The sequence below is a fragment of the Microbacterium sp. ZOR0019 genome, assembly GCF_000800925.1.
GTDB classification, from domain to species: domain Bacteria; phylum Actinomycetota; class Actinomycetes; order Actinomycetales; family Microbacteriaceae; genus Microbacterium; species Microbacterium aurugineum.
Genome location: NZ_JRKC01000044.1, coordinates 16,694 through 35,776, shown reverse-complemented (window position 1 = coordinate 35,776; position 19,083 = coordinate 16,694). Strand labels below are relative to the sequence as shown.

The window sequence follows — 19,083 nt, the reverse complement described above, 5'->3', positions numbered from 1 at the left end:
TCAGCCGAGCTCGCCCGCGCAGAGCTGGGCGGTCGTCAGGTCGGACGGCGGGAGGTTCTCCGCGGTGAAGCCGTACTCCCCGACGAGGTCGAGGTAGGCCTGCTCGTCACCCGTGATGGAGGCGAGCTGCTCGTTGTATGCGTCGAGGAGTTCCGTGTCGCCGGTGCGGAACACGGTCGACCCGGCACCGATCTGCGGCACGCCGTCGATCTCCTGGACGAACGCCTCGGTCGTCTCGACGCCGGCGTCCGGGTTGTTGTCCGCCATCCAGTTCAGCGAGATCGCCGTCATCGCGAAGGCGTCGGCGCGCCCGTTGGCGACGAGGTCCATGCCGGACTGCGCGTTGTCCACCGACACCGTGTTCGAGATGCCGAGCTTCTCGGCGTATCCGCTCTCGATCCCTCCACCGAGCACGGCGAGCGTGACGTCGGGGTCGTCGACGACCGAGTCGAGGTCGGTGAGACCGCGCGGGTTGCCCTCGGGCACCATCAGCGTGGTCGTGTACATGATCTCGGGATCGCTGAACGCCGCCTCCTCGCAGCGCTCGGGCAGGATCGACATCCCGGCGCTGATCGCGTCGAAGCGGCCGGCCTTGAGTCCGGGGATCAGCGAGTTCCAGTCGACCTCGACCACCTCGACGTCGTCGATCCCCATGTTCGAGAAGATCTCGCGGTGCATGGCGATGGTCGCGCCGGTGGGCTCGCCGCCCTCGACCCACGAGTACGGACGCTCGTCGGCGATCGCGACGGTGATCTTCCCGTCGTTCTGCAGCTGCTCGAGCGTCGAGCCGCTCTCCTCGTCCGTGCCGGACGACGAGCAGGCGGCCAGAGTCACGACGAGCGCGGCGGAGGCCGCGACGGCGCCGGCGCGCAGATGAGTTCGGGTGGAGGGCATACGGTTCCTCTTTCGATATCGGGCGTGCGGTTGGGCGGGCGAGACCGTTCTCCGGTCTCGGGCCGACGGCCACGTTATGCCGGATCGACCGTTTGTGCACATTCAGACTGTCGGATTGTCTACATTTATACAAACTCGTTATGGTGGGGTGCCCGGCCCGTGCGGACACGTGTCGGGCTCCGACACACGTCGGATGCAGAATGGAGTCACCGACGATCGACTCAGGAGCGCTCATGCCACTCACGCCCGCCCCGAACGGGATGCCCGGCGCGGTCTTCCGCATGGCACGGCCCTCGACCGTCGACCTGATCACGGCCGAGCTCCGTTCGGCGATCTTCTCCGGCGCACTGCCCGTCGGCAGCCCCCTGGGCGAGGTGGACATCGCCGCGAAGCTCGGCGTGAGCCGCGGTCCCCTGCGCGAGGCGGCGCAGCGACTCGTGCAGGAGGGTGCACTGACGGCACTTCCGGGTCGGGGCCTGCGCGTGAGCGTGATCCCGGTCGAGGGCATCGCCGACCTGTACACCGAGCGCCGGGCCGTGGAATGCGAAGCCGTGCGCCTCATCGTGAGGAACCGGCTTCCCGCGGCGGAGCAGCTCGAGAGCGCGCTGGCCGAGCTGAGACAGGCGAGCACCCGCGCGGACGCACTCGGCATCGGCGACGCGGACATCGCGTTCCATCAGGCCCTCGTGAACGCCGCGCAGAGCCCTCGACTCTCCCGCGCCATGATGACGCTCGCGCTCCAGACGCGGATCGCGAGCTTCAGCGCCGATGAGGGGTACGCGGTGCCCGCCTCCGTCTCACCCACCTATCAGGCGTTGATCGATGCGCTGTCGCACCACGACGCACCGGGCGCACTGGCCGCGCTCGACGAGCAGTTCGACGATGCGGTCGCGCGCCTCACGGGCCGGCGCGATGTCGAGACCGTGGAGACGGGTGCGATCCTGGCACCGCCCACGCTCAGCAGGATCGACGTGGCCGACGCCTGACCGGCACCTTCCACACGGGGACACTTCCATTCACGTGAATCCACCCTGGTCGTGAAGGCGTAGGGTGGAAGGAAGGACGGACCGTCCGAGAAGATCTCCCGGCACCGTGCCCGCCCGGAAGTGGAGTCTCTCGTGGCTCAGTACGACGTCTCGAACCGCTCGGCGATCGTGACGGGAGCAGGCAGCGGAATCGGACGCTCGACCGCCCTCCTGCTGGCGAAGAACGGCGCAGCGGTCGTGGTCAACGACCTGAACGCGGAGCACGCGAACGCGGTCGTCGAGGAGATCCGCGCGGCTGGCGGAACGGCGGAGGCCTCGGTGGGCGATGCGACGGACGCCGCCTGGATCGCCTCCTCCATCGAGGTCGCCAACGCCCTGGCACCGCTGCGTATCGGCGTCAACAACGCCGGCATCGGCGGCGCGACCGCTCCGACGGCGGAGTACGAGGACGACGCCTGGGACAAGGTCATCGCGATCAACCTCAACGCCGTGTTCCGGAACATGAAGGCGCAGATCCCGTCGATCCTCGCGAACGGCGGCGGATCGGTCGTGAACATCGCCTCGATCCTGGGAAGCGTCGGGTTCGCCGGCTCGCCCGCCTACGTCACCGCCAAGCACGGCGTGGTCGGCATGACCAAGTCGGCAGCGCTCGAGTACTCGGCGAAGGGGGTGCGCGTGAACTCGGTGGGCCCCGGCTTCATCGACACCCCGCTGCTCGCGAACATGGGCGACGAGGCGAAGGAGTTCCTCGTGAGCAAGCACCCGATCGGCCGACTGGGCCAGGCCGACGAGGTCGCGAACCTCATCGCGTTCCTCGCCAGTGACGCCGCGAGCTTCATCACCGGCAGCTACCACCTCGTCGACGGCGGATACACCGCCCTCTGAGGACTACAGCCCCTCCGCGATCTCCTTGATCGCGGCGAGGCGGCGGTCCCACTCGCGCCCGATCACGTCGAGCTTCGCCGCGGTGGCGGAGAGCTCGGCGCCGACGACGCGGAAGCGCACCTCACGGCCGACCCGCACGGGCTCGACGAGACCGACCTCCTGAAGGACGGCGAGATGCTTCGCGATCGCCTGACGGGACACCGGAAGGCGCCCGGCGAGCGCGGATGCCGAAGCGTCCGCCTCGCCGAGCTCCGTCAGGATGCGCCAGCGCGTCTCGTCCGCGAGCGCCGAGAACATGGGCAGGAGGGGTGCTGCGGTCATGCTTCGGCTTCCACCAGGGTGACCATCTTGTCCAGCTCCAGGTCCCAGCCCGCGCGGTGCGACTCGAGGTTGGCGCGGGGGTCGGACGTGCGCTCGAAGCCGCTCTCGACGACCGTGAGGCGCGTGCCGCCCTCGGCCTCTTCGAGAGTGAAGGTGAAGACCGTCGAGGTGGTCTCGTCGATGCTGTCGGGCAACGCGCCGAGGGCGTCGTCGTTGTTCCAGCGGTAGGTGATGCGCCGCGGCTCGTCGTACCCGTCGACCCGCAGGGGGATCACGTCGTAGTCGGGGAAGGTCATCGTGCCGGTCGCGCCGACCCCGGTGCCGTCGAGCACGGTGCGCCCGAACCACCGGGAGATGTGTTCCGGCTCGGCCACGGCCCGCCAGACCTTGTCGACGGGTGCCGCGATCAAGATGGTCCGTCGAACCGAGAAGGTCTCCTCGTCGACGACCGATGCCTCGTTGCGGGTCATGTTCACCATGATGGTTCCTTTCGGCGTTTCCTGCATGTTCTGTCGGCCCGGCGACCGACTGCAACTCTATAGTTGCATATTATGCCTGGTGTAGCAATCCCTGGGTTGCAATAAGGATTCGTGCCCGTATCTGTCGCCGTGACACCCCGCAACCCCGTTCCACCGGACGCGGCGGCGACCTACGCTCGACGTATGCCCGAACTCACCCACCCCACCGGCCGTGAAGAGGCGCTGCGCGCCGCACCCCGCGATGACGGTTCCGCTCCGCGTGCCCTCGTGCTCGGGGCGACCGGATACATCGGCGGACGCCTGACCCCGCGGCTGCTGAACGCCGGCTACCGGGTGCGGGTCCTGGCGCGTGACGCCGCGCGCGCGGCCTCCTTCCCCTGGGGCGGCGACTGCGAGATCGTCGAAGGCTCGGCGGATGATGCGGATGCCGTGGCCACGGCGATGGACGACGTCGACGTCGTGTACTACCTGATCCACTCGATGTCCGCCGGCAAGGGCTTCGAGGAGAGCGATGAGCGGGCGGCGACGACGGTGGCCGAGGCCGCAGCGCGGGCAGATGTGGGCCGGATCGTGTACCTCGGCGGACTGCATCCCGACGACGCGAAGCTGTCACCGCACCTGCGCTCGCGTGTTCGTGTGGGGGAGATCTTCCTGCAGTCCGGCGTGCCGACGCTCGTACTGCAAGCGGGCGTCGTGATCGGCTCGGGGTCGGCGTCGTTCGAGATGATCCGCCACCTCACCGACGTACTGCCGTACATGCCGGCGCCGAAGTGGGTGCGAAACCGCATCCAGCCGATCGCCGTCCGCGATGTGCTGCACTACCTGCTCGGGGCGGCGCGCGTCGACGCCGATGTGAACCGTGCCGTCGACATCGGCGGGCCGGACGTGCTGCGGTACGGGCAGATGATGAACGGCTACGCCGTCGAAGCCGGGCTCCGGCAGCGCGCCATCGCCGCTCTCCCCGTGCTCACGCCGGGGCTCGCTTCGCACTGGGTGAACCTGGTGACGCCGGTGCCGCGCTCGATCGCCCGTCCGCTCGTGGCATCGCTGCAGAACGAGTGCATCATGAAGGATCACGCGGTCGACGAGCTGATCCCGCGGCCCGAAGACGGCCTGACCCCGTATCGGCGTGCGGTCGACCTCGCGCTCGGACGGGTGCGCGGCGACAGCATCGAGACCAGCTGGCAGGACTCAGAAGTGTCGGGCGCGCCCAGTGACCCGCTGCCGAGCGACCCGGACTGGGCCGGACGCACCGTGTTCACGGATTCGCGGTCCGTCGCCACCCGCGCCTCCGCGGCGGAACTGTGGCGCGTGATCCTGGGCATCGGCGGCGAGAACGGCTGGTACTCCTCCCCGCTGCTCTGGGCGGTGCGGGGGTTCATGGACCGGATCGTGGGCGGCGTGGGCCTGCGTCGCGGCCGCCGGAGCCGCACCGCGGCGAGGGTCGGCGACGCGATCGACTTCTGGCGCGTCGAAGCGGTCGAGAGGACCGAGGCCGGATCCCTGCTGCGCCTCCGCGCTGAGATGAAGGTGCCCGGCGAGGCCTGGCTCGAGCTGCGCGCGGTGCCGGACGGCGAAGGCGCGCGCTACGAGCAGCGCGCGATCTTCTTCCCCCGCGGACTGAGCGGACGCCTGTACTGGCTCGCGGTGCTGCCCTTCCACGGACTGATCTTCGCCGGGATGGCCGCCCGCATCACCGCTGCCGCCGAGGAGGCGTCCTAGCGGATCAGTCCGTGCGGGGCTGCTCCGGGGCAGCCGTCGGGTCCGGAGCGGCCGTCGGGTCCGTGATCGACGCATCGACGACCGCATCGACCTCGGCGGGCGGGATGATGTCGATCGCCTCGGTCGCGGCCTCGTACACCTCGGCGAGCGTCTCGTCGACGGTCGACTCGTCGATCCAGTCGAGGTCGTCCTCCGAGTGGTCGTACTCGACCGGCACGAGCGCGAAGTCGTCGCCGTACTCCTCGAGACCGGCCATGACGCTGTGCCGGACGGCCGCGCGAGCATAACGCTCACGGAGGATCAGCGGATCGCGTCGGAGATCCTTCATGAAGGCGATCATCATGAACCCCATGATGATCGCGAAGGGCAGCGCGGCGATGATCGTGACGTTTTGCAGCGATCGCAGACCACTGCCCTCCTCGCCGATGACGAGCAGCACCGCGGCGATCGCTCCGACCAGCACACCCCACACGACGGCGACCCAGCGCGACGGCTCCGGCCTGCCCTGCTGAGACAGCGTGCCCATCACGAGGGAGGCCGAATCCGCTCCCGTGACGAAGAAGATGGCGATCAGCACGATGAGGATGGCGCTCGTGATCAGCGAGAACGGCAGGTTCTCGAGCACGCCGAACAGGACCTCCTCCGGCGGGTCGACCGTGAGGTTCGCGCCGTCCATCTGCTGCTGGATCGCCGTGGTGCCGAAGATCGCGAACCAGACGAGAGAGATGGCCGACGGCACCACGATCACGACGGAGACGAACTGGCGAAGGCTGCGCCCGCGCGAGATCTTGGCGATGAACATGCCGACGAACGGCGACCAGGAGATCCACCACGCCCAGTAGAAGATCGTCCAGCCCGACAGGAACGTCTCAGCCGCTTCGCCCTGCGATGCCGAGCGGCCGATCATCTGCGGGAGGTCGCCGATGAACTGCACGGCGACCGACGGGATCACGTTGAGGATGAGCAGCGTCGGCCCCACGAAGAACACGAAGAAGGCGAGCAGGAGCGCGACGACCGCATTGATGTTCGACAGCGCGCGGATGCCCTTCGAGACCCCCGAGACGGCCGACGCGATGAAGCAGGCCGTGAGCACGGCGATCACGGCGATCAGGATGCCGTTGCCGAGCTCGCCGATGCCGCTGACGATCTCGACGCCGTGGCCGATCTGCAGGGCGCCCAGGCCCAGCGACGCCGCCGTGCCGAACAGCGTGACGATGATCGAGAAGACGTCGATGGTGCGGCCGAGCGGACCGGTCGTGCGCCCCTCGCCGAGCAGCGGGGCGAAGATCGAGGAGATGAGGGGCGTACGGCCGCGGCGATAGGCGCCGTAGGCGATCGCGCCGCCGACGAGCGCATAGAACGCCCAGGCCTGCGGACCCCAGTGATACAGCACCTGCGTCTGCGCGGTGTGCATCGCGTCGAGGGTGCTCGCCTCGACGGTTCCCGGCGGCGGGCTCTCGAAGAACGTGAGCGGCTCAGCGGCACCCCAGAACACGAGGCCGATGCCCATTCCGGCGGCGAAGAGCATCGAGATCCAGGAGAACATCGAGTACTCGGGCTCTTCGTCGTCGCGCCCGAGCGGGATGCGTCCGTAGCGGCTGAAGCCGATGAACAGCATGAACACCAGGATGACGGTGGCGATGGTGGTGAAGAAGAATCCGAAGTACTGGACGACCCAGTCGAGGACCGTGCGGGTGGTGCCGGCGAGGTTGTCCCCCGCGAACACGCCCCACGCGATGAAGGCGAGGGTCAGGGTCGCCGCCACGCCGAACACGAGCGGGTCGGTGCGGTAGGTGCGACCGGTCTCCTCGACCGAGACGCCCGGGACGAGCGCCGGGTGGACGCTGCGCGGGGGGACCGCCGCGATGTCGCGGACGATCTTCTTGGCGGTCTCGGTGGCTTTGGCCGGCAGGCGGTTCACGCCCGTGCCGACGGCGCCTGTCCGGGTGCTCGGAGGGGTCTTTCCTGCGGAGCGTTCATCGGGCTTCTCGTCAGGGGTCTCCATGGCATCCCATCCTGTCACGCGCGGCGCCGCCCCCTCGTTGTGCGATATGCCGGAACATCCGCTCGATCCCCGGCGCGCCGGGCCTGCGGGGGCGCGAGTGCATGCTCGACGGTGCGGGTTTCTCGGGCGTGCCGCGCCTACCGCGGGCCCCGTCGGCCGACGCCGGCGAATAGGGAGTGCAGCAGGGGGAACGCCGAGACGCAGATCAGTGTGATGCCCAGCGGGGGCACCGCCGGCACGAGCAGTGCACCGCCGATGAGCATCGCCGCGAAGAGCACGCCCGAGGCGATCCGCCGGGCGATGCCCTCGAGCCGATCGAGGCGGCGTTCCAGGCGCGAAGTGTCGAACGAGACGGTGCCGTCGTCGACGCGGGTGATGATGTCGTCGATGCGCTTCGGCAGGCGCCAGGTCGTGTTCATCGTGTCCATCGCCTGGCTCGCGAACGCCTGCACGATGTTGCCGCTCTCGTCGCGCAGCAGACGGCCGGCGTAGGGTTCGGCGGCGTCCCAGACGTTGAACGCGGGGTCGAGTCCGCTGCACATGCCCGAGGTCAGCGAGACGGCGCGGATCAGCAGCAGCATGTTCTCGGGCAGTTGCAGCGGGAGCGAGCGCACCATGTCGCCGAACTCCTCCGCGAAGTCACGGAACTCGCGGGGGTCGACCTTGCTGAGCTCGGCGAAACCCATTCCCCCGAACCGGGCGAACAGCGCGGTGAGGGCGCGTTCGAGTTCGCGGGTGTCGGCGGAGGGCAGCAGGACCCCGATCTCCTGGGCCGCCGCGACGAGGCCACGGCTGTCGCGGCCGGTGACCGCGATCAGGAGGGTGCGCAGGCCGTCGCGGAGGCTCGCCGGGATCTCGGCCATCATGCCGAAGTCGATGAACGTGAGCCGGAAGCCGCCGGGCGTCGCATCTGTCGTATCCGCCGTCGGCGTGGTCGACGGGGTCGGAGAGGGCGGAGAGGTCGGCGTGACGAAGATGTTGCCGGGGTGCGGATCGGCGTGCACGAAGCTGTGCGTGAAGACCTGGTCGAACATGACCTCGGCGAACACCGCGGCGACCTGCGCGGGGTCGATGCCGGCGGCCCGCAGCGCATCCGTGTCGTTGATCTTGATGGCGGTGACGTCGGACAGCGTGAGCACGCGGCGGGTCGATCGCTCCCACACGATCTCCGGCATGCCGACCCGGGGGTCATCGGCGAAGTTCTCGCGGAACCGTTCGGCGCTCGCGGCTTCGTGCAGGTAGTCGATCTCCTCGCGGCTGGTCTCGGCGAACTCTTCGACGAGTGCGGGCGCGTCGACGCGGTCGGCGACGAGGCGCACGCGGGTCAGCCAACGTGCGACCCGACGGAGCGCCGCGAGGTCGACGGCGACGATCTCGTCGATCCCGGGGCGCTGCACCTTGACCACGACGTCTTCGAGGCCGGTGTCGGCGGCGTCGAGTGCGGAGAGTCGGGCACGGTGCACCTGTCCGAGTGAGGCTGCCGCGACCGGGGTGTCGTCGAACCAGGCGTAGGCGCGTTCGAGCGGGATGCCCAGTTCGGCCTCGGCGAGCGCGCGGATCGCCGGGGTGGGGACGGCGGGGACTTCGTCCTGCAGCCCTTCGAGCTCCTTGGTGATCTCCGGAGGGAGCACGTCGAGGCGCGACGACATGAACTGTCCGACCTTGATCATGAGTCCGCCGAGTTCCACGGCGAGCATGTGGAAGCGGCGCGCGAACGTCTGCATCCGTGGCCCGCGAGTGCGCTCGGCGACCCTACTCATGCCGAGGCGCGGGAGGACGAGCTCGAACCACCAGATCTTGAGGAACTCCCGGCCGGCGAACGACAGGATGCGGCGGTACCGGGCGCGGTGGGCACCCCGTGCCGCAGCATCCGTCATCGTGTGGCCCTTTCGCAGGTCCTCACTCGATGCCGCCGCACTGCGCGGTCAGTCCTGCGCGAGGATCGAGTACAGCCTACGGCGGGCTTCGTCGAGGACCTCGATCGTCTGCTGCACCTGCTCGGGCGAGCCGCTTCGTCCGACCTGGGCGGCAGCGGCGGCGAGGTCGACGCCCGCCTTCGGGAGTGCGTTGAACCGGGCGCTGTCGCGGTGGCCGTCCTTGCCTGACGACGACTCCCACGGGGCCGGGGTCTCGGAGCTCTCGTCGGCGACGGCGCGGCCAGCCTCGGTGAGCGAGTAGGTCTTGCGGCCGTTCTGCTCCTCGGCCTCGATGAGTCCTTCGTCGGCGAGCAGCTGCAGAGTGGGGTACACGGAGCCGGCGCTCGGCTTCCAGGTGCCGCCGCTGCGCTCGGCGATCTCGTTGATGATCTGGTAGCCGTGCATGGGCTTCTCGGCGAGGAGTGAGAGCACGGCGGCGCGGACGTCGCCGCGGGCCATGCGCGAGCCGCCGGATGGGCGGGACTCGAACGACTTGCGGAGCTGGTCCATGGCTTCGAAGATCGCGGCGGCGGGCCCACCGGGGCCTGCGCCGAACCCGGAGCCGGATCCGAACCCGGATCCGCCGAAGATTCCGCCCGGTCCGCCGGAGCCGCCGTTGTTCCCGGAGCCGCCGTTGCCGCCGAACGGGTTGGAGGGGAATGCGTTGTTCATGATGACCTCCTGCTGTGGTGAACGATACTCAACGATATATCGTTCAGGCTGTGGGTTGGGTGGGAGTTCTCGGTCGGCGACAAGGTCTCGGGTGCCACCCCTCCCGGTTCAGGGCACGAAGGAACCCGCTGATCACCGCCCTCCGAGGGCCGATCTCTGACAACCGCTCTCTGATGTCCGCTCTCTGAGGGCACCCTCTGACAACCACCCTCTGACAACCACTCGCCGACAGTCGGGAACCTCGCACGGCGTCGCGCTCAGGCCGCAATGTCGAAGCGCGCACGTCCCCCCAGGCGCGGCGTGCGGGCGGGGTCGACGTATCCGGGTGGAATGAACCACACCCGTCCTACCGCGCCAGCCCCATCGATACGGATCTCCCACTCGTTATCGTGAATGCGATGGTGACAGGTCTCACACAGCAGCACCCCATTGGACAGATCCGTCGCCCCTAGATCTCGCCTCCACCAGCGGATGTGATGCGCCTTCGTCATCTCCGGCGGCAACCCGCACATCGCGCACCCACCGTCCCGCTCCACCAGAGCCAACCGTTGCGCCCGGGTGAACAGGCGTCTCTCCCGGCCCCAGTCCAAAACCTCGCTCGCACCGCCGAGCACGCACGGGATCACGCCCCCGCCCGCGGCCATCCGCCGCGCCGCACCGACACTGACCGGCTGTTCGATCCCGTCGACCTCTGCGGCTCCGGATCCGGACTCCAGATCCTCCAGCCGCATCCGCACCACGACCGTCGCACCCGCCAACGGCACCCGCTGCGCACACCCGAGAACATGAGCTGCGAACACGGCCAGCGCATCCGCCTGCAGCATCGGCACCGAACGACGATCCGCATCGACTGCATCGGGATCCGGCGCATCTTTCCGCGCCGCGAACGCCGCTGAGACATACCCCCGGATCGCCGTCACGACCGGAGCCGCCGATTCCGCATCCAGCACCGCGCTCTGATGCACCATGCCATCACGCTCGAACAGCGTCAGCGCACGCTTTCCGCGGCGCTCTTCCTCCTTCGGCTCGACCCCGTGCGGGTCGAGCCACGCCTCCGCGCGGACCACGAGCTTGCGGACGTCGTCGAGCGCGAGGCCCTTAGCCTTCTCGGCGAGCACCCGCTCCCCCTCGGCGATGCGTTCCGGGCCGGCAGCCACTCGACACCGATCCAGCAGCCCGACGATCATCGCCGCCGCCTGCGCACTGAGAGCCCCGGTGGCCAGCGCCTCGCGTACGAGCGGATACCTCGCCGGCAAGCGCGCTCCGATCAGGTCCATACGCGGCGCCGTCGCCTCGCCGACCTTGACGAGACGCTGCGCATCACCCGTCGATACCCCCGACGTTGCTGCGATCAGCTTCGCCGGACTCCGAAAGCCCTGTTGCTTCGCGAGGCTCTCTGCTCCCAACTCGGGGCGCGACTCGCGTGAGATACCAGCCGCCACCTCCACGTGCACAGCATCCAGACGCCGCTGCAACAGACCGATCGCATCGTTGACGGCGATCAGCTGCGCTCGAGACAGATCGTCGGTCTCCTCGGCGCGCGACCACGCGTCATCGAGGCGAGCCATCGCCTCGTGCAACCCGGTCAAAGTGGACATGCTTCACTCTAACCCGGAATGGCTCTACTTTCGAAGCTTTATTCGATTACATGCCGGAATATCGCCAAGCATGCATGCAAACTATCCACAAGCGCGGGACTACACGCCACCAGTCTTCGAAACTATGTACTATACAGACATGACCCCGCACAGTGACCCCGGATCCGAGTCGCACGCTTGCGATGCGCTCGATCGTGCCAGCGATCGGCCACACGTCGGCTGGATCAGCGCGTCGCGAGCATCTCCTCCAGGCGCGCCGCCTCACCGCGCGCCATCGCGTAGCCGTGCTCCGCCGAGGGATACGCACCGCTGCGCACCTCCCGCGCGTATGCCTCGACGCCGTCGATGGCTGCACCGCGCAGATCGGCGTAGCGCTTGACGAACTTTGCTGCTCCGCCGTCATAGAGCCCGAGGAGGTCGTGGAAGACGAGCACCTGCCCGTCGGCACCCGCTCCGGCGCCGATACCGATCACCGGGATGTCGAGGCGCGGCATGAGGGCTGCGGTCACTTCGGAGGGCACTGCTTCGATCACGAGCATCGCGCACCCGGCATCCTGCAGGGCGAGGGCATCATCGATCACGGCGAGCGCGGCTTCGGCGGTTCTACCCTGCGCGCGGTAGCCGCCGAGAGCCGTCGCGGTCTGCGGGGTGAGTCCGACGTGCCCGACCACGGGAATGCCGGCTCGAACCAGGGCCCGAGCGCGGTCGACGGTCGTGCCGCCGCGCTCGATCTTCACGAGGTCGCAGCCGGCCTCCTTGATGAAGCGCTGTGCCGTCGCGAGGGCGAGTTCGTCAGAGGCTTCATACGACCCGAAGGGCAGGTCGCCGATGAGCAGCGGGGAGGTCAATCCGCGGCGAACAGCCTTGGTGAGCATGAGCATCTCGTCGACCGTGACCGGCACCGTGCTGTCATAGCCGAGCACGGTCATCGCGGCCGAGTCGCCCACGAGCACGATGTCGACCCCGGCAGCTTCCACGATCTGCGCGCTGGGGTGGTCATACGCGGTGACCATGACGAGCGCTTCTCCCGCGTCCTTCTTCGCGGCGAGGGCAGCGAGGGTGACACGGGGGTGGGAAGCAGCTTGGGCACTCATGCGCGGACCTCCGTCGCGGTGGGGCCGGCGGCGACGTCGCCCCCGGAGAGGATGTGGTTGTCGATGAGCCGAGCGGCCCCGACGTGCGCAGCCACGGCGAGAAGAGCGTCGCGGTCGACGCGTCCGAGAGGGCGCAGAGTCTCGGCATCGCGGAGCTCGAGGTACTCCGGATCGATGTCGGCCTCGTCCAGCACGCGACGAGCGGTCGACAGGATGCTGCCGGCGTCACGGGCACCGCCGTCGAACACCGCGGTCGCTTCGTCGAGGGCACGGTTGAGCGCGGTCGCCTGAGCACGGGCGTCCGCATCGAGGTAGACGTTGCGCGAGCTCATCGCGAGCCCGTCGGCCTCGCGCACGATCGGGCAGGCGACGATCCGCACGTCCAGGTCGAGGTCGCGTACGACGCGGCGGACGACCAGCACCTGCTGCGCATCCTTCTGCCCGAAGTAGGCGGCATCAGGGCGGACGATCCCGAGCAGCTTCGTGACGACCGTGGCGACGCCGTCGAAGTGATGTGCGCCGCGACTCGCACCGTCGAGAACATCGGTGAGGCCGGCGACGTGGATGTTCGTCGCGAACCCGTCGGGGTAGATCTCGGATGCCGCGGGGGCGAAGAGGATATCCACGCCCTCGGCTTCGGCGAGCGCGGCGTCTCGCGCCTCGTCACGCGGGTAGGTGCTGAGGTCTTCGTTCGCGCCGAACTGCGTCGGGTTGACGAAGAGCGAGACGACGACGAGATCAGAAGCCGCTCGGGCCGCACGCATGAGAGAGAGGTGCCCGTCATCGAACGCCCCCATCGTGGGGACGAGCCCGACCGACGAGTCCGTGCGCCGAGCGTCGCGAACGGCTGCCCGAACCTCGGTGATCGTGCGGAGGATCCTCATACAGAAGACTCCTTCTCTTCGCCGGCGACTTCTCGCGACGGGTTCCCCCGCGCCCCCTCACGCGACACCGCCTCCCGCGACGGCACCCCTCGCGACCCTTCCTCCCGCGACACCATCTCCCGCGACGCCATCTCACCCGATCCCTCCCGCGACACCCCCTCCCGCGACACCTCCTCCCGCGACGGCACCCCTCGCGACACCCCCTCCCGCGACACCGCCTCCCGCGACACCGCCTCCCGCGGCAGCACCCCTGGCGACCCCGCCTCCCGCGAGGCGATCGTTCGGGTGGCCACGGCGAGGGCGTCGAACAGTGCCTGAAGGTCGTGTTCCTCCGTAGCCGACCTCTGACGCGCGACCGTGGCTTCATCCCCTCGGGCGATCGGTCCGGTGAGAGCTTCCTGCGCTCCGACGCGTGCCCAGTTCTCGATGGTGCGACCGACGAGCGGAGTGAGGAGTTCGCGGGCCTCGCCCTCGGGGATGCCGGCGGCGACGGCGAGTTGCTCGGCCGCATCGAGCACCGTCAGCACGAAGTTCGAGGCGAACGATGCGGCCGCGTGATAGCTCACGCGGTGCTCGTCGTCGACCATGAACGGACGGGTCCCGAGCACGCGGGCCAGCTGCTCGGCGACAGAGCGGGCTTCGTCGGTGCGGCCGGCGACCGCGGCGCCGATGCCGTGGAACACGTCGGGCGGCTCCGTCCCTGTGAAGGTCTGCAGCGGGTGGAAACGGAAGTCGACGTCGTCGAGCGAGGTGGCACCCGAGACGTGTCCGACGAACCGCACATGCGGTCGTGCGACGAACGCCACCGCCGGGATGGCGCGGTCCGGCACGCAGAGCAGCGCGATGTCCGCTTTCGGCATCGATTGGTCGCGCCGGAGGGGTCCGAGGACGTCGAACCCGGCCGCGCGCAGTGCCCCGGCGAGCACGCGTCCGACACGACCGGCGCCGACGATGGCGATGGTCGTTCCTGGCGCGAGTGCGGTGGAGGTCTGCATGTCGATTCCCCCAGCCGATTCACGACGGCCGGGATGCCAGAAGTATCCGCCCATCTCGGCATCCGTTCCAAATCTGAGGCCAGAATGCCAACCAACGCGCAACAAGCACTTGTCATTACCGTGATTCCCGGCGAACTCAGAGGGTCATTTCGATCCCATCCACGCGAACGAGCCCGTGGAGAACGTGCCCTGCGCCGTCGTCCACGGGCTCACTCCGACACCCTCAGTCGCGGCGCCAGACCGCGACGATCGCCGCGCCGATGACCGCCAGTCCTGCCGCGCCGAGGAAGAGCCAGGAGAACCCGCCCGTGAGGGCCTCGGCGTGGGAGGCCCCTTCCGCCGAGAGTGCCGCGGTGCGGAGCCCGGCGACCGTGCCGAGCACCGCGAGCCCGATCGCGCCGCCGAACTGCTGACTGGTGTTGACGAGTCCACCCGCGAGCCCGGCCTCTCCGCCCTCGACGCCGTCCACGGCGAGCTGGGTGGTCGCGACGACCGCACCGCCGAGTCCGACGCCGATCAGGAGGGTCGGGCCGAGCAGGTTCGTGAGGAACGCGGCATCCGCCGGAGATGCGGAGAGCCACACGAGCCCTGCCGCCAGGAGGAGCAGCGCCCCGATCAGCACCGGCCGTGTGCCGACGCGGGCGATCACGGCGGGGACCGCGCCGGCGACGAGCACGAGCACACCGGCGAGGGGCAGCTGCGTGAGGCCTGCGGTCAGGGCGTCATAGCCGAGCACGGCCTGCATGTAGACCGAGAGGGCGAAGAAGAGGGCGACCATGGTGGCCCCGCCCAGCAGCATGACGATGTTGCCGAGCGCGAGGTTGCGGTTCCGGAACACGCGGAGCGGGACGAGAGGCGCGGCGGCGCGGCGCTCGATCGCCACGAAGAGCACGCCGAGCACCAGCGCGAGGGCGAGCAGACCCAGCGGCAACGGGTGCACGAACCCGACCTGCTCGACCGCACTGAGGGCACCGACGAGCGAGACCAGTGCGGCGGTGACGGTCACGGCGCCGGCAGCATCCAGGCGCCCGGAGACGCGGAGGCCGTCACGGGTGACGAGCAGCGGGATCGCGATGAGCACGAGTGCGCCGATCGGCACGTTCACGAAGAACACCGACTGCCAGCCGAGGGTCGCCGTGAGCACCCCACCGAGCAGCACCCCCGCGGCGGATCCGGCGCCGGCGACCGCTCCCCACACGCCCAGTGCCTTGGTGCGTTCGGCGTCGTCCGGGAAGAGCTGGGTCAGCAGCGCGAGAGCGGCCGGGGCGAGGAGCGCGGCCGAGACACCCTGCAGGGCGCGTGCAGCGAGGAGCATCTCGCTCGAGAAGGAGAACCCGGCGAGCGCGGATGCTGCCACGAACCCTGCCGCTCCGAGGAGGAACACCCGGCGGTGCCCGTAGCGGTCGGCAAGGCGTCCACCGAGGAGGAGAAAGCCACCGAACGCGAGCACGTAGGCGGTGATCACCCAAGAGAGGGTGGCGGTATCCATGCCCAGCTGCCGCCCGATGACGGGGAGGGCGATGTTCACGATCGAGGCGTCGAGCACCACGAGGAACTGGGCGAGGGCGAGGACGCTGAGGGCGACCCAGCGACGCGTGCTGCGCGGTGCGGCGACCGCCGGGAGGGAAGTGAGGGTGGTCATGTCGTGCTCCGTTTCTGGATTCTTGTGGGTGGAAAAGATATTGAGTGATTGCTCACTCACTCTTGAGGGCGCGGAAAGAGACCCGCCTCCGACAGAAGCATCAGTCGGGGTGCGTGATCCCCTTGGTCAGCAGGGCGACCCAGTCCCCCGGGCGTCCGTCGAGCTGCGTCGTGACGATCAGGTGGCAGAGCTGCCCGTAGGCGATGAAACGCTGCACGTCGTCGTCGCTCGCCCGTGAACGGGTCTTCGCGAACGTCGTGACGCGTTCGAGCCCTTGCCGCAGCGCCCCACCCACGGCGTGGATCTCGGCGACCGACTGCGCGTGCACCTGCAACATCAACAGCGTCCGGTCGGAGATGAGGTGCGCGTAGGCATCACCCATCGCGTCGAGCACGCCTTCCGGCGAGGTGTCGGCGGCGGCATCCGCCCCCTCCTCGAGAGCGGCGAGGATCGCGTCGAAGCAAGCCTCGAGCGCCACGACGAACAGCGCCTCCTTGCCGGAGTACAGCTTGAAGACGTAGGCCGGCGAGATCTTGGCCTCGCGCGCCACGTCGGCGACGGTCGTGCCGTGATAGCCACCGCGTGCGAACGCCGCCAGCGCTGCCGCAGCCACGAGGGGCCGACGGGCGTCGGCTGTCGAGAGGATGGAACTGCGAGTGCTGGACATATGAGTGACTATACACTCACTCTCACGGGCGGGCAACGAATCCACGCGCGACGGCCGGTGGGCGGTCACGGAGTGCGCAGCACCGAATCCAACAGTCCCGGGAAGAGCGCGTCGAGGTCGTCGCGTCGGAGCGTCAGCATCCGCCGGCGTCCGTGGGGCTCGTTGCGGATGACTCCGGCTTCGCGCAGCACCTTCATGAAGTGCGACTTGGTCGACTTCGGGAGGTTCGGATCGGTGGCATGGCAGGCGGCCATGTCGAGGGGTCCGTCGGCGAGCTGGCGCGCGATGGCGAGGCGCTCGGGGTCGCTGAGCGCGAAGAGCACGTCCGTGAGCTGGATCTCGGAGCGCTCCGGGTGAGGGAGATCGCCAGGCATGGTTCGAGAATAGTTGAACAATCGCAGGATGGCGAGTACGCTCCGATAGTTCGATGATTCTCGAACCTTATGAGGAGTCGCCATGACCAGCACCGCGCCGATCATCCGTCCGTCGATGGCGGACAGCACCGCGCCCGGTGCAGTCCCCCGGGCGCGGTTCGGATTCGTGCTGGCGATCGTGGCGCAGATCCTGATGATGGTCGGGGCGAGTGCGCCGTCGCCGTTCTATCCGGTGCTCGCGCAGGACATCGGGTTCCCGGCTGTGGTGATCAGCGCCGTGTTCGCGGTGTACGCGGTGGCGCTGCTGCTCACGCTCCTCACCGCCGGTTCGCTCTCGGATCACGTGGGTCGTCGTCCGGTCGCGATCGCCGGGTTCCTGCTGCTGGCCGGAAGCATGTTCCTCTTCTGGCACGTCGATGCCGTCGCGGTGCTGTTCCTCGCGCGCATCCTGCAGGGCGTGGCGAGTGGTCTGCTGATCTCGGCCCTGTCGGCGACGGTGCTCGACTTCGCACCGGGCGGGCGTGCCGGGGTCGCGGCGCTGTGGAACGCACTGAGCCCCGGGATCGGACTCGCGCTCGGGGCGCTCGCGTCCGGGGTGATGCTCGACGTGAGCGGCGAGGCCCTGCTCGACGTGTTCGCGCCCTTGAGCTCGGTCTACCTCGTACTGGCGGCGCTGTTCCTGCTGGTGCCGGAGACCGCGCCGCGCACGCCCGGAGTGTGGGCGTCGCTGAGCTTCCGGCTGTCGATCCCTCCGGCGATTCGGGCCGACTTCGGGCGTGGGGCTCCGGCCGTGATCGCGGGGTGGGCGACGGGTGGACTCTTCCTGTCGCTCGGCGCGAACATCGTGCGGGGCGAGCTCGGCGGGGAGGCGCACGTGTGGCAGGGGCTCGGCGTCGTGCTGCTCGCCGGTGTCGGTGCGGTGACGGCCTTCGTGCTGCGGCGGATCTCCGCGCGATCGATGGTGCTGTTCGGCACGTCAGCGCTCGGGGTCGGGACGCTGCTGTCGCTGATCGCGCTGGGGGTGGGGTCGCTGCCGTTCTACCTCGTCGCGGCGGCGGTCACCGGCATGGGCTTCGGGACTGCGTTCTCAGGAGTCGTCGCGTCGTTGGCTCCGCAGATCCCGGCGACGCAGCGGGCCGACACCTTCGCCGTCCTGTATGTGCTGGCGTATCTGGCCTTCGGAGTGCCGGCCGTGATCGCCGGTGCGCTGGTCGGGGTGTTCGGGCTCGAAGCGGTGTGCGTCGGGTACGGGATCGTGGTGATCGCGCTCGCGGGGATCGCATTCGGACTGCGGGTACGGGCGGGGCGGTAGGCAGCGCGCCGTCCGGCCGTCAGGGTCCCGTCATCGGCTCGATCACGACGTCGACGACCCCGAGCGGGAACGGACTGAAGTAAGACCACGACTCGGACGAGAAGTGCTCGAGCGGGGTGAGCTGGAACCACACGTGCGAGACCACGAGCGCAATGGCGATGAGCAGACCGGATCCTTGGATCGCGCGTTCCAGCGTCCTCAGGGCGGCCCGCTCATCCGATGCCTTGGTGACGCGCCCAATCGCGATCAGGACGATCAGCGCGATGCCGACATAGACGAACACGCTGGGACGGAGCGCCAACGAGACGCACATCGGAGCCTGCTCGACCGATCGGCCCTCGGAGTCGATGAAACCTCCGTCGGCATCGATACCGCCCGGACAGAATCCCTTGCTGCCGCTCATCAAGGAGGAGTAGAGGACTCCCGCGACGAGCGCCCAGATCAGGAGCCGCCGGATGCCTATGATCACCACAGCTCCGGGGAGCCCGGCGGCAGTGGTGTCGGGCTGCGGCGCCGGGGACGGTGTGAGTGACACGGCGGGCTCCTTCGAGGTCGGTCCTCTTCATCATGTCGGAGGAACCGGGGGCGGGGGAAGAGGGCCGGGAGGTGCGCAGTGTCGCGCTGTCGTTCGCATACG

Annotated in this window: 18 protein-coding genes; 4 read left to right on the top strand and 14 right to left on the bottom strand. The window is 69.1% G+C overall.

What is annotated here, in order from left to right:
- Positions 1–894, bottom strand: a complete 894-nt coding sequence (ehuB, locus tag L978_RS09580) for an ectoine/hydroxyectoine ABC transporter substrate-binding protein EhuB (protein ID WP_047522804.1) — start codon at positions 892–894, stop codon at positions 1–3.
- 233 nt (positions 895–1,127) lie between these two features.
- Between ehuB and L978_RS09575 the strand changes: the two genes are divergently transcribed.
- Together L978_RS09575 and L978_RS09570 are read left to right on the top strand one after the other, a co-directional pair.
- The gene (locus L978_RS09575; protein WP_197055641.1) at positions 1,128–1,880 is read left to right on the top strand and encodes a GntR family transcriptional regulator; all 753 of its coding nucleotides are present in this window, start codon (positions 1,128–1,130) and stop codon (positions 1,878–1,880) included.
- A gap of 132 nt (positions 1,881–2,012) precedes the next feature.
- Positions 2,013–2,765 carry an SDR family NAD(P)-dependent oxidoreductase gene (locus L978_RS09570; RefSeq protein ID WP_047522802.1) on the top strand — a complete coding sequence of 251 codons (753 nt, stop codon included), beginning with the start codon at positions 2,013–2,015 and terminating at the stop codon, positions 2,763–2,765.
- Between the two features lie 3 nt (positions 2,766–2,768).
- Here the strand turns inward: L978_RS09570 and L978_RS09565 are convergent, their stop codons facing one another.
- Together L978_RS09565 and L978_RS09560 are read right to left on the bottom strand one after the other, a co-directional pair.
- Entirely contained in the window at positions 2,769–3,086 is a 318-nt protein-coding gene (locus L978_RS09565) for an ArsR/SmtB family transcription factor (RefSeq protein ID WP_047522800.1), read from the bottom strand.
- Positions 3,083–3,565, bottom strand: coding sequence for an SRPBCC domain-containing protein (locus L978_RS09560; RefSeq protein ID WP_052193500.1), 483 nt, complete (start codon positions 3,563–3,565; stop codon positions 3,083–3,085). The genes L978_RS09565 and L978_RS09560 overlap by 4 nt, the downstream gene beginning before the upstream one ends.
- 183 nt (positions 3,566–3,748) lie before the next feature.
- On the opposite strand from L978_RS09560, the gene L978_RS09555 reads away from it, so the two are divergent.
- The gene (locus tag L978_RS09555) at positions 3,749–5,287 is read left to right on the top strand and encodes an SDR family oxidoreductase (protein ID WP_047522798.1); all 1,539 of its coding nucleotides are present in this window, start codon (positions 3,749–3,751) and stop codon (positions 5,285–5,287) included.
- Between the two features lie 4 nt (positions 5,288–5,291).
- On the opposite strand, the gene L978_RS09550 is transcribed toward L978_RS09555, so the two are convergent.
- From L978_RS09550 to L978_RS09505, 10 genes are all read right to left on the bottom strand, one after another.
- Entirely contained in the window at positions 5,292–7,292 is a 2,001-nt protein-coding gene (locus L978_RS09550) for a BCCT family transporter (protein WP_047522797.1), read from the bottom strand.
- Positions 7,293–7,429: 137 nt separating this feature from the next.
- On the bottom strand, positions 7,430–9,169 hold the full coding sequence (locus tag L978_RS09545; protein ID WP_047522795.1) for an ABC1 kinase family protein: 1,740 nt from the start codon (positions 9,167–9,169) through the stop codon (positions 7,430–7,432).
- A 48-nt stretch (positions 9,170–9,217) separates the two neighbouring features.
- Positions 9,218–9,880, bottom strand: a complete 663-nt coding sequence (locus tag L978_RS09540; protein ID WP_197055640.1) for a PadR family transcriptional regulator — start codon at positions 9,878–9,880, stop codon at positions 9,218–9,220.
- Between the two features lie 257 nt (positions 9,881–10,137).
- Positions 10,138–11,478: an HNH endonuclease gene (locus L978_RS09535; protein WP_047522793.1), complete on the bottom strand. Its 1,341-nt coding sequence runs from the start codon at positions 11,476–11,478 to the stop codon at positions 10,138–10,140.
- Positions 11,479–11,702: 224 nt separating this feature from the next.
- Positions 11,703–12,572, bottom strand: a complete 870-nt coding sequence (gene panB / locus L978_RS09530; protein WP_047522792.1) for a 3-methyl-2-oxobutanoate hydroxymethyltransferase — start codon at positions 12,570–12,572, stop codon at positions 11,703–11,705.
- Positions 12,569–13,456 carry a pantoate--beta-alanine ligase gene (gene panC, locus L978_RS09525; protein ID WP_047522790.1) on the bottom strand — a complete coding sequence of 296 codons (888 nt, stop codon included), beginning with the start codon at positions 13,454–13,456 and terminating at the stop codon, positions 12,569–12,571. Before panC ends, panB begins: the two co-directional genes overlap by 4 nt.
- Positions 13,453–14,451 carry a Rossmann-like and DUF2520 domain-containing protein gene (locus L978_RS09520; protein ID WP_081996997.1) on the bottom strand — a complete coding sequence of 333 codons (999 nt, stop codon included), beginning with the start codon at positions 14,449–14,451 and terminating at the stop codon, positions 13,453–13,455. The genes panC and L978_RS09520 overlap by 4 nt, the downstream gene beginning before the upstream one ends.
- 223 nt (positions 14,452–14,674) lie before the next feature.
- On the bottom strand, positions 14,675–16,093 hold the full coding sequence (locus L978_RS09515) for an MFS transporter (RefSeq protein ID WP_047522788.1): 1,419 nt from the start codon (positions 16,091–16,093) through the stop codon (positions 14,675–14,677).
- Between the two features lie 100 nt (positions 16,094–16,193).
- Entirely contained in the window at positions 16,194–16,760 is a 567-nt protein-coding gene (locus L978_RS09510) for a TetR/AcrR family transcriptional regulator (RefSeq protein ID WP_047522785.1), read from the bottom strand.
- Between the two features lie 65 nt (positions 16,761–16,825).
- Complete coding sequence (locus tag L978_RS09505; protein ID WP_047522783.1) at positions 16,826–17,134, bottom strand: ArsR/SmtB family transcription factor; 309 nt, start codon at positions 17,132–17,134, stop codon at positions 16,826–16,828.
- A gap of 82 nt (positions 17,135–17,216) precedes the next feature.
- Here L978_RS09505 and L978_RS09500 point away from each other — a divergent pair, with 82 nt between their 5' ends.
- Positions 17,217–18,446, top strand: a complete 1,230-nt coding sequence (locus tag L978_RS09500; RefSeq protein WP_052193497.1) for an MFS transporter — start codon at positions 17,217–17,219, stop codon at positions 18,444–18,446.
- 19 nt (positions 18,447–18,465) lie between these two features.
- Here L978_RS09500 and L978_RS09495 read toward each other — a convergent pair whose 3' ends face one another.
- The gene (locus L978_RS09495) at positions 18,466–18,981 is read right to left on the bottom strand and encodes a hypothetical protein (protein ID WP_047522781.1); all 516 of its coding nucleotides are present in this window, start codon (positions 18,979–18,981) and stop codon (positions 18,466–18,468) included.
- Positions 18,982–19,083 lie beyond the last annotated feature (102 nt).

Coding starts and splice junctions, on each gene's coding strand:
- ehuB (WP_047522804.1), bottom strand. CDS start 894: ATGCCCTCCACCCGAACTCATCTGCGCGCCGGCGCCGTCGCGGCCTCC.
- L978_RS09575 (WP_197055641.1), top strand. CDS start 1,128: ATGCCACTCACGCCCGCCCCGAACGGGATGCCCGGCGCGGTCTTCCGC.
- L978_RS09565 (WP_047522800.1), bottom strand. CDS start 3,086: ATGACCGCAGCACCCCTCCTGCCCATGTTCTCGGCGCTCGCGGACGAG.
- L978_RS09560 (WP_052193500.1), bottom strand. CDS start 3,565: ATGGTGAACATGACCCGCAACGAGGCATCGGTCGTCGACGAGGAGACC.
- L978_RS09555 (WP_047522798.1), top strand. CDS start 3,749: ATGCCCGAACTCACCCACCCCACCGGCCGTGAAGAGGCGCTGCGCGCC.
- L978_RS09550 (WP_047522797.1), bottom strand. CDS start 7,292: ATGGAGACCCCTGACGAGAAGCCCGATGAACGCTCCGCAGGAAAGACC.
- L978_RS09545 (WP_047522795.1), bottom strand. CDS start 9,169: ATGACGGATGCTGCGGCACGGGGTGCCCACCGCGCCCGGTACCGCCGC.
- L978_RS09540 (WP_197055640.1), bottom strand. CDS start 9,880: ATGAACAACGCATTCCCCTCCAACCCGTTCGGCGGCAACGGCGGCTCC.
- L978_RS09535 (WP_047522793.1), bottom strand. CDS start 11,478: ATGTCCACTTTGACCGGGTTGCACGAGGCGATGGCTCGCCTCGATGAC.
- panB (WP_047522792.1), bottom strand. CDS start 12,572: ATGAGTGCCCAAGCTGCTTCCCACCCCCGTGTCACCCTCGCTGCCCTC.
- panC (WP_047522790.1), bottom strand. CDS start 13,456: ATGAGGATCCTCCGCACGATCACCGAGGTTCGGGCAGCCGTTCGCGAC.
- L978_RS09520 (WP_081996997.1), bottom strand. CDS start 14,451: ATGCAGACCTCCACCGCACTCGCGCCAGGAACGACCATCGCCATCGTC.
- L978_RS09515 (WP_047522788.1), bottom strand. CDS start 16,093: ATGACCACCCTCACTTCCCTCCCGGCGGTCGCCGCACCGCGCAGCACG.
- L978_RS09510 (WP_047522785.1), bottom strand. CDS start 16,760: ATGTCCAGCACTCGCAGTTCCATCCTCTCGACAGCCGACGCCCGTCGG.
- L978_RS09505 (WP_047522783.1), bottom strand. CDS start 17,134: ATGCCTGGCGATCTCCCTCACCCGGAGCGCTCCGAGATCCAGCTCACG.
- L978_RS09500 (WP_052193497.1), top strand. CDS start 17,217: ATGACCAGCACCGCGCCGATCATCCGTCCGTCGATGGCGGACAGCACC.